We start from the raw sequence: 13,711 nt of genomic DNA, 5'->3' as shown, positions 1-13,711 counted from the left end.
CCGGCTATTATGCATACATGTATCCTATCAGTCCTTGTGCTCCTCTGTCTGGGAATCTGGGGGTGTGACCCTCAGGAAAGTCCGTCTACCGGTATACCAGAGCCCATGAAGCATAGTTCAGACACGGAAATTTCTGGGACTCAATTTCCTCCCGATCAATCCTTATCCAAGCCTTCGGTGCGAAAGAAAGAATCTCTGCCTAAAATTGTGGCCTTTGGCGATAGCTTAACGGCTGGATTTGGCGTGTCATCAGACGAATCCTATCCGGCTCAGTTGGAAAAACAGTTGCGTGAGGGTGGATTTCATTATGAGGTGGTCAATGCTGGAGTCAGCGGAGAAACCTCAGCGGGGGGAGTGCGACGGGTAGAGTGGATATTAAAAAGTCGGCCGACGGTTGTCATATTGGAATTGGGCGTCAATGATGGACTTCGGGGGCTCTCTTTAGAACAGACCTATCTCAACCTTCACAGCATAATTGACCGGTTGCAGGAGGAAGGAGTAGCGGTCATTTTGGCGGGCATGCGCATTCCGCCAAATTATGGCGAAGCCTATACTGGAGAATTTTTTGGAATGTATGAACGGCTAGCCCAGAAATTGACGCTTCCACTCATTCCATTTTTCCTGGAAGGTGTGGCGGCCCAACCGGGCTTAAATCAGGCGGATGGAATCCATCCCACGGCGGAAGGCTATACCATTGTAGCTCAGAATGTTTTTCGCACCTTGGAGCCTTTACTCAAAACTCGGCGGAATCATCAGGCCCAAGAGTAGTCTGCACCCCTCCCCCTTTAATGGGAAGGGGAATCCTCTAAATGGCATGTTAGGGAATGCGGGAGACGTTATGACTTTTTGAAGAAAATGTCATAGACCCCATAGGCCAAAATAAGGGCTATGGTTCCATAGTACAAGCCCGTGATCCCTTCATAGCCTCCGCCTGGCTCATTGGCAAATGCAGGGTTTGCGGCTAATAGGAGAAAAGCACTGAGAAGGGAAGTAATCCGATTCATACGAAAATCCTCACTTTCGGACATTATAAAAATATCTCACACAATTTATGTTTGGGGATAGCTTCGAAATAAAAATCAACTATCCACAATCGTGGAGGATTGTAGTAAATTTTATTTCATGGATGCAAGCTTCTAACTAGTATAATTTAATTAAAGCATTCATGTTAGTTTATGATACGTAATCATGATCACGAAGGATCTTGAAAAGACGAGCTGGTTTAATGAGTCGAGAGCAGATTTTACGATTCCAGTCTGGAATGAGTACCGTCACAGAATGGGGGCTTTTTGCTGTATTTGCATCCACACCAAGCTACCTTTTGTTTTTCTTTGAGTTCCACCTCGATGGGGGAAATATCAGTTCCCGTGTGGGACCCATCACAAAATGGCTGGGTTTTTGATCGGCCACATCGACACCAATAATAGGTTCCTGCTTCCATGTCCAGAACGTAAGGTGTTCGTTGTGCAATGATAATCGGGTCGCCCATGTGGTTAGACCTCCTTCCTTCGTTAAGAAAATTGGTGTTATTAGTTAGCCGCAGCGGGGTTGAAGGCCTTTAGGGCCCAAAGGGGTAAGCCAGAGGAAATCAGCAATGCCGGCTTGCAACTCCGAACGAACATTCTCTTCTTTGGATGGATCCCATGCTTCGAGATAAATGGTAATAGATTTGACACCGGGGTGCTTTCGTTTAACTCGCTTGGGGACGGGGGTCTTATACTGAATATGACCGCCGCCCGTGTAGCTCACCAACGGTCCGGCGGTCCGGGATCGCGTGTTGAGGTAATTGGTAATAATTTGTGCCATGCCCTCATCCCGGAAGATGGATGCTTCGAAGATTCGGCGGTACACGTGGTCTGGTAAGCCAGGATGGCAGGCTTCAATTTGTTCAAAAATCAATTGTTCATACGCGTGATCATCGGTCACGATTTCTTGAATAGGCCATTTTCGCATTTCCGGGTCTTGCAAGGCTTCGGATAGTCCCTTCGTGGCGACTAATCGAACAAGTGGGCGTGGCGGGTTAAGGCCAAAAATTTTGAGTTGATGTGATTTGGCAAAGGTCACTAATGGTTGATAATCGGCAAACTCTCCCCCCCAATTCGTGTTCCACTCTGAATCCTTAACCAATTGTTCTGTCGTATATTCGGATTCTTGGCTATACCGGTCTAGCCCGGATTGTCCATCCCAACTAAACATTTCCATGGCTAGCGCTGGATGGCGGTCATGGGCAAGGAGGGCAGTCAGTATTTTCTGGGCTGCCTCAAGGTGTGAAGGGGTGTAATGTTCTTCGCCGATATAAATCACGTCGGCGGCTAAAAGTTGTGGGAGGACATCGTCGAATGTGGTTGCTTGCTGCCTGTCGACATCGTAGATGTGGTTGACTCCAAAGGTCGGGTTGGCTTGAGATGTCGCACACCCGGCGGTGGCGCTCATCACAATGATGCCCAGAAAGAGGAAGAGAACGTGTTGTTTCGCACGTAGAAAATAATGCGTGACCATGACGAAACAAGGTGTAGCATAGTTCTCCCTTGTGGGCAATATTTTAGGAGCTATGCGGTTGTTTCAGGATATTCGGAGGGGCTAAGGTGGGTGAAGAATTTAGGTTAGCCATCAGTCAAAGGGATACACATCAATGGATGACCAGAGACTCGGATTAACGGCGTTTCGGGAGAGAATCAAAATCAGTCGGGAATCCTCCCCCCATCACTGGGAGGCGAGTAGGAAATTTATGGTTCCTGAAACCTTTCAGGCCAAGCTTCCCGCCCTCATTCAACATATTCAAGAGGCCTCTCTCGATCCAACAATTCAAGAACGATTAATTGCTGCCCTGCAAAAATTCTCACAACCTATCGGGAGTAAGGAGGGAAATCAGATCCTCAAGGACCTCACCGGCTTTCCCCCTTCCAAGGCGGTTCGCGCGCTCATGGTATGGGGAATCTTGAACGTGAATGAAGAAAGGGAAAGTCCGGAAGTGTATTCTGGGATACGATGGGAGGAAATTCTTCGGGATGTGTCTAATCCTTATGACGTGTTACGACAGACGCCAACACCCTCCCTGTTAGATATCGGAGCTGGAGATTTGTCCTTTGAACAGGAATTGGTGGATCACTATGTCCCATACTTACGGACGCAACGTACCCCGCTGACCTTGCATGCCTTTGATCGGTTGATGCCGGGGTCACGGGTGGGCGGCGTCTATCACAAAAACCTTGAGCGTGAGCGTTACTTACAGGGGTTCTCGTCAGAAGAATTACGATTTAAATTTTGGGGGGGCATGGGTCTGGAGACATTTTCGAAGAGCAAAGGGAAGTTGTCCCGTTACACCGTTAGTACCTGCCATGCTCCGGCAAATCCCACCTTTGCCTATGAACCCAGTCGTTTGGCACCTGAAATTATTCATGCGCATCTTCAATCCAGCCGGGGAAATTATCGGAAAAGCCGATATGAAGGGGAGCCCATATTAGAAGTCTCTCACCGAGGACGGACATTAACCTTCCCCGATTGGAAGTTTGACATTTTGGGCCCTTTGGCATTGTTGAAATTTATGGCTCAACGAAGTCGTGTGGGTATTCTTTCAGCAATCGATGATGGGGTCTTTTGGGAGGTGCTCAGCCAATTGTTAGCGGATGATCGATTCCGTCCAAGAAATGAGATTTTTACGAATACAGTTCTGCCTGCAATATTTGGAAGCGTGTATGAGGAATTAACCTCCATGGCTGTCGGACAGAGAAAAGACCTTTCCGTCTTAGCTGACCTGCGAGATTCTATGCCTTTTGGGGTCGTGAAGAATGAGGGTACTCAGAGGCCTCCCAGGTTTCGTTATGTGGAAATTCGGCGGGGAGCGGTGCTTGGGGGAGTCCCCAGCAGTTTTACCGCGAGGCAGTTTTCCGAGATGAAAGAAGAATCCACCCCATGGTGGGTGATAATGGTGACCGATTGAACGGAAGAAATACTCACTTCCCTGGGTGTGGGAAGCTGGGAAAAATTTCGTTAATGAGACCCGTCAGGGCCCACCTATTCTTTGAAGTAGTATAGGAAAGAATTGAGGTGCCAGCAGGGTAGGAGTAGTTAACAATTTTTATAGAAAGGCACGATCCATGACAGTCGGGCAAATGAAAGATTTTCTCAAAGATTTGAATGAGGACTTAGAGATATTGGTCAAAATTCCAGGGCCGACCAAGGAGGAAGGTCTGTGGGAACCCCTAGACGGAATGAATATAAAAGTTGAGCCTCGGCAGCCCGAGAAATAGGGCGAAGGAGAGAGGAAGTTGTAATTCGGAAAGGACACGGTTGAAGTTGGAGCGGGAAAGGGGATTTGAACCCCCGACCCTCGCCTTGGCCAAACGGAATAAATATTTTTCTAAGTGGTTGATATTATTTCTGGTTTCCTATTCATTCATGAAAACAACAGCTTAAAGCCCTATAGTCATTCTATGCTAGTTTGTTATCACAATATGATCATCTCTAAGGGTGATTATTACGTCAAAAAAATCCCATGCGCCTGTTTCGGATTTACGGGAACTTACACTCTACGGTTCGTGAGGGTAGGAAATGAAACAATGGTAAGCTTTGCTTTGTCGAGGTTATTCATCTCTAATTAATTTTCATTGGGATTCTTTCTCTAATGATCCGTGAGACAGAATCCCCGAATCGTTTCGGAGACCCATTACATTATAAACGGGAACAGCACGCTGAAACCCTTTGAGGGTTATATCTCCCAGTGGATCCGCAATAATTCTTTTCCCCATTTTTTTGAAAAAGGATTGAGGAACGAGAATCTGTTCATTTTTGGCCACATCGCACAATCGTGCGGACAAATTGACTACGGGGCCAATGGCTGCATAATCCACGCGTTCCTCAAAGCCCATGAGGCCCATGGTGGCAAAGCCAGTGGCAATCCCTATCCCCGCACCAAGCGGTACTTCTCGGTTTTTCCAATCCCTGCACAATTCTTTCACTCTTTCCCGCATGGCCAATGCTAGTTTTAGGGCCAGCTCAGTGTGATTGGGCGCAGGGAGTGGATCATTGAAAAAGACCATAATGGCATCGCCGGTAAATCTCTCCAATGTGCCATGAAATTTAAGAATTAACCTTCCAATTTCCAACTGATACTTGCGAAGTTCCTTCCACAAATCTTCCGGTTCAGCAGTTTCGGCATAGGCCGTAAATCCTCGTAAATCGATAAACAACACGGTTATTTCGCTACGGTGCCCTTTCAGGAAATTTTCGTGTTCACCCGACGTAATCATATCGGCCAGAGGGGTGGGCAGGAATCTCGCTAGTTTTTCTTTCTGTAATTTTCTGATTCCTCGTTCCTGGGCGCGGGCTCGAATCAAATTACCAACGCGGGCGAGGAGTTCTGGTTCATCGAATGGCTTGGACAGATAATCATCGGCTCCTGCCTCCAGGCTTTCCACCCGGGCTTCCGTCCCAGCACGAGCTGTCAGGAAAATCACGGGCGTCGAATGCAGCACGGAATTCTCCCTAACTGCTTTCAAGAGATCATGCCCGCTCATTTTTGGCATCATCACATCGGTCAGGATCAATTCCGGATTAAACCGTTGTGCTTGTGCCAGAGCTTCAGCACCGTCCTTGGCTGATACAATACGATAGTGTTTATGCAATATTCTTTCGACGTAACCTCGCATGTCTGCATTGTCGTCAACTACCAAGACCAACGGGGCGTTAATCGGCGAGACAGAGGCTATGAGCGGAGCATTCCCCTTCTGTTCATCCGTGGGAGGAGTGGAAGATGGCAGTGGCGGATAGCTCGGATCATCTTCCTCGTCTTGAACTTCATACGCGGGGACTTCCGTCACATTCCCCCGAGACAAGGTGATGGTAAAGATGGACCCCTTGCCAGGATCGCTTTCTACGGCAATCGTACCTCCATGCAGGGTTACGATTTCCTTCACCAAAGCCAAACCGATCCCGCTCCCCTCGTATCGTCTTGTGGCGCTGCTTTCCACCTGTGTGAATCGATCGAATATACACTCTATTTGATCGCTCGGAATTCCGATTCCGTTGTCTTCCACTTCTAATACAAGAGAATTCTCCTTGCTTGTCAGGCGAATCCAAATTTGTCCCTCATGTGGATCGCTAAACTTGAACGCGTTGGAAAGGAGATTATAGAGAACCTTCTTCAATTGCCGTGGATCGGCCTCCACGGCCACCGGCTGCGAGAGTCCTTTTAAGTGTATACGACGAATCGGACTGGAATCGAAGTTAGCAACTACGCTGCGGACGAGCCCCGCAAGGTCGATGCACCGGATTTTCGGGGTTGCGCGCCCACTGTCAAGCTTGGCCAAATCCAACAATTCATTGATCAGAAACAAGAGCCTAGAGGCATTCCGTATGCCGGTTTGAATGACCTCTTGGGCATCTGCACTGGGTGTAGATTTCAAAAGAGTTTTGAATGCACCTATATTGAGGGTGAGGGGAGTGCGAATTTCATGGCTGATGTTGGCAAAAAAATCATTTTTCAGCCTATCCAGTTCAAGGAGCTTCCGGTTGGATACTTCCAATTCTGCGGTGCGTTTTTGAACTTTTGCCTCCAATCCGACATTTAACGCTTCAATCTCCTGGTAAGCATCGACATTTTCCAGACCAAGTGCGAGTTGATTTGCCAATGTGATCATCAAATTTAAGTCGTCCTGCTTTAGAGAATTGCCTTCCTTTCGGTCAACAGTCAGAGATCCCAAGACGCCATCCTTACCTACTAACGGTACAGAAATAAAAGATTGGGCGTGGGTAAGGCCTACGAGCTGTTGATTAAGGGGATGTAGTCTATGCCATTCGTGGTGAATATCGTCTAGGAGCAGCGGCTTCTTTTGCAGCAAGACCTGTCCTTCTATGCTTTGCGGGTCAGTAACCGGGACTTCTAGCAAGTTGGCGAACCTTGCGACTTCCTCGGGCACATTTATAAGTTGGGCATCATAGGCGACTTGGCGTACCCGGTCGTAACGGTTAATCATGGCCCGTTCATAGTGAAGAATGTTAATGATTGCTTGTAAAGTACTTTGAACCCAGGTCTTATAATCACGGGCAGAGGTAAAGGCGATTCCGGCTTCATGAAGGGCCGTTAATTGTTTAACGCGATGCGCTAATGCAACGGCACTTTCTTCCAATTTAGCCGAGCTGTGTTGTAACTCAACATTCGTTGTATGTAACTCGTCATATTGCTCTGTAAAAGATTGTTTCTGTCCCTCAATTTCTTTCTTGAGAATCCATCGGGCCAGGAATTTAGCAGGATTCCATGTTCCGCGAGGTTCTTCCCACGTAAATTTCCACTCACAAAATTCCTGGCCTTTTGCGATACAACTTTTATCGTCAATCCTCGCTGGCGGCAGATCATACACCAGTCTGGGAATACTTGCGATTCCATATTTAATGGCATTACACCAAATTCTGCCACAGGATTTTCGATATTCTCCAAACTGCTCCTCAGTACGCTGCGTGAGTCTTAGACGAATTGTGACCGAATGTGTTGAAATCTGAATCTTCTCCAGAAGATAGGAACTCTTATTATAAAATCCTACCCATTTGTCTGCACTGTTATAAATTTGCCTGATGGAGAAGAACTGCATAATTCTAATAAGCCAGTCCGGAACCAGCCTCTCACCGACGTGTATTTGAAAATCGGGATCCTTGGATAAATCCATGCAGAACTCTACGAGATATGCGACAAACTCGTTCGAATAACCCGTGGACCCGCTCACTAAAAACTCGGGGGTTACATGATAAGCCGGTTCTGGTATTCGTTCATTTAAGAGCCTTACCAATTCCTTTGTTGCGAGTGAGCTGGCCTCTGCCCCGCGTTCCCGACTAACAAATTCTTCCAGATGTTTGACGTTCTCTCGGATGGATACTCCTGTCATATCGTTAATAGGTTCTCCGGTTGCTTCCTTCCCGAATGGGCGGAAAAGCATGAACGGTCTTTCAAGAATAGGATGTTCTATGGGAAGAAATTCAGTCATAACGTAATCGACCAACTAATCAATGCCGATCAAGATTCCGGCGATTCAATCTCCGAAAATAGTTGAACCCCTTTTCCTGTGATTGAAGAATGATCCGGGTGTTGTTCTGGTCAAAATGTAACTCGCACGCCAATTCCTCCGGCATGCAGCGCGGTGTCATATTTGCCATTCACGAGGGCCTGACGATTATTGTTAATTGTGCGGGACTCATACAACTGGTTCACATAGGTCAAATCCAAGCTGATGCTTTTTGTGATTGAGTTTTGGCAGGGGACTATGCCAAGAAAACGTGCATGTCCTTTGCAAATCATTCCGATGCCGACCGAAAAGCCGTTAAAATCGGCATCCGGGACCAGTGGCTCGAAGGTTGACTGGGGGACAGGGGTTTCTGAACGTATATACCCGGCGCGTAACGCCATTTCCCAGTTAGGCATGGTGGGAAGTCGAAGCCATTTATATTCTGTCCCGACTTTGATCACAAAAACACTTTTCCAATTTCTCGGTTGAGGCAATTGCACCTCGCCAGTATCTGCATTATGAACGTCCGTATTGTTGAATGATCCCCAATCCACATAGTCCAGGTCGACTTCGACTTTCCATTCCCTGTTTTCGTTTCGGAGAGGCCAGAGGGCTATCCCCCAATTGAAAATTTGTGGAAGCGTGAGGTCTATGACCGTATCATTCAATTTGGTTCCATTAAGTAGAAGCTCTCCTTTTAACCGAAGAGTCGTCGGACTTCGATAGACAAAGGCGAAGTTTAAACGAGGTTTTCCTCCAGTTCGCCAGAGGGTTAGAAGGCCACCCAGATTAAATCCGACAGCGGTATCGGTTCCATTCACCTCCACGAGAGCACCAGGGGGGAAGTTGGTTCCTCGGCCAGAAGCCTGAACCTCAAGTTGTCCTTCCCCCAAAAAGTTGGCAAACGTGTAAATATCCAATCCGCCTCCAATGGAAAGATAGTCATTTACCTTATATGCCACTGTCGGCTTGATATCGATCAACGGAAGAGTGCCAAACACGTCGATTTCGGAAAAGGGGATATCATTAGGCCACCGGATGAGCAAACCGAAAGGACTGTTGAGGCCGATCCCCACAGTGAAGTCTTTTAGAACGTCAATATTGAGCTGGTTGAGATTGGCGGTCAGATAAAAATAGGAGGGAGGAGGTGAGGCTATGGTGCCATCGAGAGTGCCATCGAATTTCTGGCCTGCCGGACTTGTATAATGATAATTCCCACCAACTAAGAGTAGGCCGGTATAAAGTTGTACGCTTTCTAACTGGGTCATTCCGGCTGGATTATAATAAAGCGCGGAGGGATCGTCGGCCTGAGCCGCAAACGCATCACCTTGTCCCGCTGCCGCCGTGCCCTGATGAAGGTTACGGAATGCCTCCCCATATACCGGGTTGATCGATGGCAAAAATAGAAGGAGAGAGATGGCTAAAATTTTTAAAGCCTTCATTATATTCTCCCGTTGCAAAATGCCTCACAATCCTTCCGAAATAACGGTGTTATGAAAAATACCGTACCAATCAGATAAATTAGGCTAGTGGAGAAATACCCTTGCCGCTCTCTTCATTATTGAGGACTTATCTTGATCCACCTCCTTTCTTTTTCCCAAGCAAATTTCGATTGTTTTCCGACCAGTCTGGTTTCACACCTTTATCAAAGGCACTAGGAAGCATTGAATTCCAACAAGAAGTGCTCGGGTCGCAGGTCCAGAGGGTTGAATTGATCGCCATCTTCAGGTCTGCGGAGATTACTCAATGTCACCACATGTTTGACCAGAAGAGGGATTTGAATTCGGCTGATCTGCTCTCCCAGGCACCGATGATGTTCGTACCCGAAGAATAAGTAGTTGTCATCGGGCCTGTCTAAACGAAATTCCTCCGGGTCCTGGATCTTCTCGGCGTCGAACATGGCTCCTAGATTTCCTGCGAACACCAAGGCGGGTGCTGGACAAACTGTTTCGCGATTCGTCCCTTCAGCCAGCTTGAAGGGTTCTTGAGCCAATCGAAAGAGCACGTGGTTCTGAGGATTAAACCTCATGGCTTCAAACACATATTTTATAAATAATTCCGGGTCCTGAGTATGGGAAAAAGCCAGCGCTGCCTCCCTGGCTTTTGGAAATATGGCTTCATGCTTGAGCAGCTGGTCAATGGTTCGCGGCACAGCTTTTAAAGTTGTTTCTACTACGGCAATCACCATGCCAAAGATGTTCCTGCGAACTCCCACCCACGGATCTTTATCCTCGAATTTGTCACCTTCCCCTTCCTGGCTTTGGATTAAACGGTCGAGAACGGTGTCAGGTTCCTTCTGGGAGTGTTTCAGCTCTTTTCGCCTGACCTTAATAAGGTCGTCCAGATAACTATTCATCTCCGGCACTGCGATTTCCGCTCGTCGCTCCCACTCCCTGTCGCCACGAAGGTTGAGGAATAAATCCGTATAAATGTCGCGACACCATCTTTTGAAGATCTTTAGTTCAGAGCCCGGACCAGGCCCTGGGACACCAAAGTATTCCCCATTCAAGCGCAGGGTGACCGGCCATACCAAATCCCCGATCACATCGATTTTTCCCTTCCCTTTCAGGTCGTTGATGATCTCACTGGCGAAACGGTCAATCGTATCGTAGATCGTTGTTCCCACATCACCATTCTGAGGGTAGACCGCCTTTTTGATAATATTTAATTCCTTCTTGTATCGTTCCTTATGGTGTTCCATGCCAAGAACGAAAGGCCCACGGGGGTCATCCATTTTTTTCGCATAGAGGTCAACTGAAAAAATTTTATTTTTATCCCGGAGAATCTCCAACACATCGTCATATTTGGTCGCAATGACTATCCAAGGCTTTCCCAAATCAGGAAGTTTTTTGGGAGCAGGGACGGGCTGCACAATAAAAATCGGTTCCTTCTCACGTAACTCGTCAAACATTTTTTTGGCATTTTCAATTAACCATTTACTCACCAATTGTTGCCTGGCCGCCGCCCCCTTGAAAGGATGCGACATGGATTTCAATGCCTGGTATTCGGATAAGAAGGATGGATGGGACATAGACGGTAAGGCCTTGGATTGAGATTGGAGGGCTTGATGGGCCATAGACGGCAGGGCCTTTGGTTGAGGTTGGAAGGTTGGATTGGGCCCAAACACCCCTTCTGAAAGTTTCCGCAAAGCAGTGAGACCCGGATAGAAAAAATATTCTCCTCCTCGTTCGGTGACAAAGCGTTGGAGATCATGTGCAAATGGGTTTTCGGCTCCAGGTACAGTGAATTTGGCGTTCTTCCCATCCATCTTTCCCATAAAGGGATCCCGGTCTGTTTTGTCCAGACCGAGAAATTCACCATTGTTGATCCACTGACTTTGTAAAAACTCAAACTGCCGGCCAATGCTGGAATTGAATGCCATGAAGATTACCCCCCGGTCACCCTTGTCACCGCGTCCTCCTCTGTACTCATTTCCGTAAGTGAGACCGCGACGGATAATCCGGTGCCGATTCAGGTGATATTCGTAATCTTCATTTTCATTGAAGATGTCCTTCGACGTTAAGAGCAATTTGTCTCTGGGATTGGTTCGTCGGATGTGCGCACCAAGCGGACACTTTTGACCTTCTGGATCTTCTCGTTCGTAAAGAAAGTTGTTGTTTTTCTGGGGATCGTTGGCAATACGGGAATTATCTTTTGCATCTGAGCGTATCACAGGGCAACCGCTTGGCCATCTCCCCATAATCTTAGCTGCAACCAGGCTTTCATAGTATTCGGGATCCTTTCGGTATATTGATGGCCACAGTTTTCTGGCTGTCGATTTGAGGAATTTCCTGAAAGCCGGAACGTCTTCCTCAAGGACTCGCAGAACCAAGTAGGTTCCATTTTTCCGTAAACCATAATGCGAGGGAACCTGTGCGACTTCCCCAAACTCATCCTCATAACCCAAAATAAACTCCCCCGGCTTGAGGTTTCGCCACTTGCCATCTTTATCCGGTGTTCCCTGGCCGGGGTAGGCATTCTTTTTGTCTCTGAACACCCCTTCTGTTCCTTCCAGAAATGGTTGGCTGATCCCGTCCGTAAAGCCGAAATGCTCTTTATTATGATTGGGTTCCTGGCGTCGTTTCCCCTCAAGAGTGAATAAGAGTTGTACCTTGTCAAATTTAGAAACCGCTTGTTCAAGGCAAGATATTCCTTTCTTTTTGAAGTCCTCCGTCTCAGCGGTAATTATGACCAGAATATGAATTTTGTCAGCTTTAGCCTTTTGTAAAAATTGGTCTGTCCAATGCCTTGGAAGGGCTCCACCTTTTTTATCCCCATCAGTATTCTTCCCGTCGGCTTCATCACCCAAGAATTCGACTGCCCGTTTACACATGCCATCTCGAAATTCTCCGGGGAAGGTGACAAGGACATTTTTGTCTAGTTCCAAGGCGGTCAGTCCAAGGTGGCTGTAAGCTATATTGAGGGTAAAAGTAGGCTTTTGATCTTTTGGCCTGAATTCTGATGTCGTAATTTTCAAGTCTTTGAGAATACCGGTTTTCGGTTTGAGAATTTCCTTAAGCCAATTCCTTCCTTGTTCCCCGTCGCCTACGTTATAGAAGCGATAGGTAGCATATCGAGGGCCATAGCCGCGTAGAAGATTCCCTTGAATATCGATTAGATTTTCTTTTAGTTCATTAATAGGTGGCATATTCATCATCGGTCTCCCTCGGTGAAAGACTCCTCAACTCTTGTCGGACCCTTTAATTATCTTGAAACTCCAAAAGTAGACTCTGATACTTCCTCGCTGTTTGAGGTTGGTTTTGCCAGTTCGTTGAGGTACCCGCTTAAATATTTCCTTGCGGACGCTTCCCATTTTCCGGACTTCCGCTTAAGCAACTTTGGCAAATCATTTTCTATGAACTTTTGGGTTTTGTTCTTCCAGTCGAGTGCCCTTCGCACCTCGCCGACCGTGGCCAATGGATAATTGGCATAAAATATTAAGGCTGGATATTCATGCTCCTTTACGTACTTTATGAAGCCATCGGCGGGTCTGGCACCAGGCCAGCCAATACAATGGCCAAAGACAAGATTGACTGGACCTTCATCCACGCTAGCAAAATCCTCCAGATAGGCGGCCAACTCCCCGTCGTAATTGCTTGTAAACACAAGATGTGCACCATCAAGTCCAGGAATAGAGTTTTCGTTTAGGATAAACCATCGGGCGTAATGAATGGTTGACATCTTTCTAATTTCGCCTTGCCGATTCTCATGAGTCAAATTTCCAATCCATTTGAGATGATCCAGCCACGTCATTGGTCGAGGTTGTTTTAATAGTTTTTCAATGAATTTGATAAGAAAAACTTTAAACGTATCGGCGTATTTTGACGGTACTCGAAGCGTTTCGAAATGACGAAACACCAATTTTTCAGGTTCTATCGAAGTCTTGGATGATTCAAAAATTTCGTTTACCAGGGTGTCGGAGAATTGTCGTAGCCGATCATCAAAACCCGTGAGAAAAGTTTTTGGCAGACCGAGTAACGTATCCTTGAATTTTATGACACTTTGAAAGATTAGTTCTTTATATTCATGGGGAAGTCGCTTTTCCGGATACGTGCCTGGCTTGATTCGGGCAACTGCCGTAAGTTCGGTAATATTTTCCCTTTTTCCTGTAATAGGCAATCGTTTCCTTGTTTCTCTTTCGTGAGTTCCATCAGTTCCCTCCATCTTTAAATCTCCTTTTTGACTGAAAATGAAAGTTGACGATAAATTGGTTCAGG

Annotated in this window: 9 protein-coding genes; 2 read left to right on the top strand and 7 right to left on the bottom strand. The window is 46.9% G+C overall.

The annotated features are described in order from the left end of the window. The first annotated feature begins 105 nt into the window (after positions 1-105). Positions 106-768 (top strand): arylesterase, encoded by a 663-nt coding sequence (locus ACWHYD_RS19660; RefSeq protein WP_447963700.1) that lies wholly within the window; start codon positions 106-108, stop codon positions 766-768. A 68-nt stretch (positions 769-836) separates the two neighbouring features. Here ACWHYD_RS19660 and ACWHYD_RS19655 read toward each other — a convergent pair whose 3' ends face one another. The 3 genes from ACWHYD_RS19655 to ACWHYD_RS19645 all read right to left on the bottom strand — a co-directional run bounded on the left by ACWHYD_RS19655 (position 837) and on the right by ACWHYD_RS19645 (position 2,433). Beyond that, positions 837-1,004 carry a hypothetical protein gene (locus ACWHYD_RS19655; RefSeq protein WP_447963699.1) on the bottom strand — a complete coding sequence of 56 codons (168 nt, stop codon included), beginning with the start codon at positions 1,002-1,004 and terminating at the stop codon, positions 837-839. A gap of 239 nt (positions 1,005-1,243) precedes the next feature. Then, positions 1,244-1,489, bottom strand: a complete 246-nt coding sequence (locus tag ACWHYD_RS19650) for a CDGSH iron-sulfur domain-containing protein (RefSeq protein ID WP_447963698.1) — start codon at positions 1,487-1,489, stop codon at positions 1,244-1,246. Positions 1,490-1,533: 44 nt separating this feature from the next. Further along, the gene (locus ACWHYD_RS19645; protein WP_447963697.1) at positions 1,534-2,433 is read right to left on the bottom strand and encodes a ChaN family lipoprotein; all 900 of its coding nucleotides are present in this window, start codon (positions 2,431-2,433) and stop codon (positions 1,534-1,536) included. A gap of 199 nt (positions 2,434-2,632) precedes the next feature. On the opposite strand from ACWHYD_RS19645, the gene ACWHYD_RS19640 reads away from it, so the two are divergent. After that, positions 2,633-3,940: a hypothetical protein gene (locus ACWHYD_RS19640; RefSeq protein WP_447963696.1), complete on the top strand. Its 1,308-nt coding sequence runs from the start codon at positions 2,633-2,635 to the stop codon at positions 3,938-3,940. Between the two features lie 664 nt (positions 3,941-4,604). Here ACWHYD_RS19640 and ACWHYD_RS19635 read toward each other — a convergent pair. The 4 genes from ACWHYD_RS19635 to ACWHYD_RS19620 all read right to left on the bottom strand — a co-directional run bounded on the left by ACWHYD_RS19635 (position 4,605) and on the right by ACWHYD_RS19620 (position 13,658). Continuing rightward, positions 4,605-7,976, bottom strand: coding sequence for an ATP-binding protein (locus ACWHYD_RS19635; protein WP_447963695.1), 3,372 nt, complete (start codon positions 7,974-7,976; stop codon positions 4,605-4,607). Positions 7,977-8,086: 110 nt separating this feature from the next. Continuing rightward, a complete protein-coding gene (locus tag ACWHYD_RS19630; protein ID WP_447963694.1) occupies positions 8,087-9,436 on the bottom strand; it encodes an OmpP1/FadL family transporter in 1,350 nt (449 codons plus the stop codon). Between the two features lie 212 nt (positions 9,437-9,648). Continuing rightward, positions 9,649-12,642 carry a cytochrome P450 gene (locus ACWHYD_RS19625; protein WP_447963693.1) on the bottom strand — a complete coding sequence of 998 codons (2,994 nt, stop codon included), beginning with the start codon at positions 12,640-12,642 and terminating at the stop codon, positions 9,649-9,651. A gap of 56 nt (positions 12,643-12,698) precedes the next feature. Beyond that, on the bottom strand, positions 12,699-13,658 hold the full coding sequence (locus ACWHYD_RS19620; RefSeq protein ID WP_447963692.1) for a hypothetical protein: 960 nt from the start codon (positions 13,656-13,658) through the stop codon (positions 12,699-12,701). Positions 13,659-13,711 lie beyond the last annotated feature (53 nt).

This window comes from Nitrospira sp. Ecomares 2.1 (genome assembly GCF_965152585.1).
The sequence above is the reverse complement of the archived record's forward strand: the minus strand, read 5'-3'. Positions and strand labels throughout refer to the sequence as shown.

Coding starts and splice junctions, on each gene's coding strand:
- ACWHYD_RS19660 (WP_447963700.1), top strand. CDS start 106: ATGAAGCATAGTTCAGACACGGAAATTTCTGGGACTCAATTTCCTCCC.
- ACWHYD_RS19630 (WP_447963694.1), bottom strand. CDS start 9,436: ATGAAGGCTTTAAAAATTTTAGCCATCTCTCTCCTTCTATTTTTGCCA.
- ACWHYD_RS19635 (WP_447963695.1), bottom strand. CDS start 7,976: ATGACTGAATTTCTTCCCATAGAACATCCTATTCTTGAAAGACCGTTC.
- ACWHYD_RS19645 (WP_447963697.1), bottom strand. CDS start 2,433: ATGAGCGCCACCGCCGGGTGTGCGACATCTCAAGCCAACCCGACCTTT.
- ACWHYD_RS19655 (WP_447963699.1), bottom strand. CDS start 1,004: ATGAATCGGATTACTTCCCTTCTCAGTGCTTTTCTCCTATTAGCCGCA.
- ACWHYD_RS19625 (WP_447963693.1), bottom strand. CDS start 12,642: ATGCCACCTATTAATGAACTAAAAGAAAATCTAATCGATATTCAAGGG.
- ACWHYD_RS19650 (WP_447963698.1), bottom strand. CDS start 1,489: ATGGGCGACCCGATTATCATTGCACAACGAACACCTTACGTTCTGGAC.
- ACWHYD_RS19640 (WP_447963696.1), top strand. CDS start 2,633: ATGGATGACCAGAGACTCGGATTAACGGCGTTTCGGGAGAGAATCAAA.
- ACWHYD_RS19620 (WP_447963692.1), bottom strand. CDS start 13,658: ATGGAGGGAACTGATGGAACTCACGAAAGAGAAACAAGGAAACGATTG.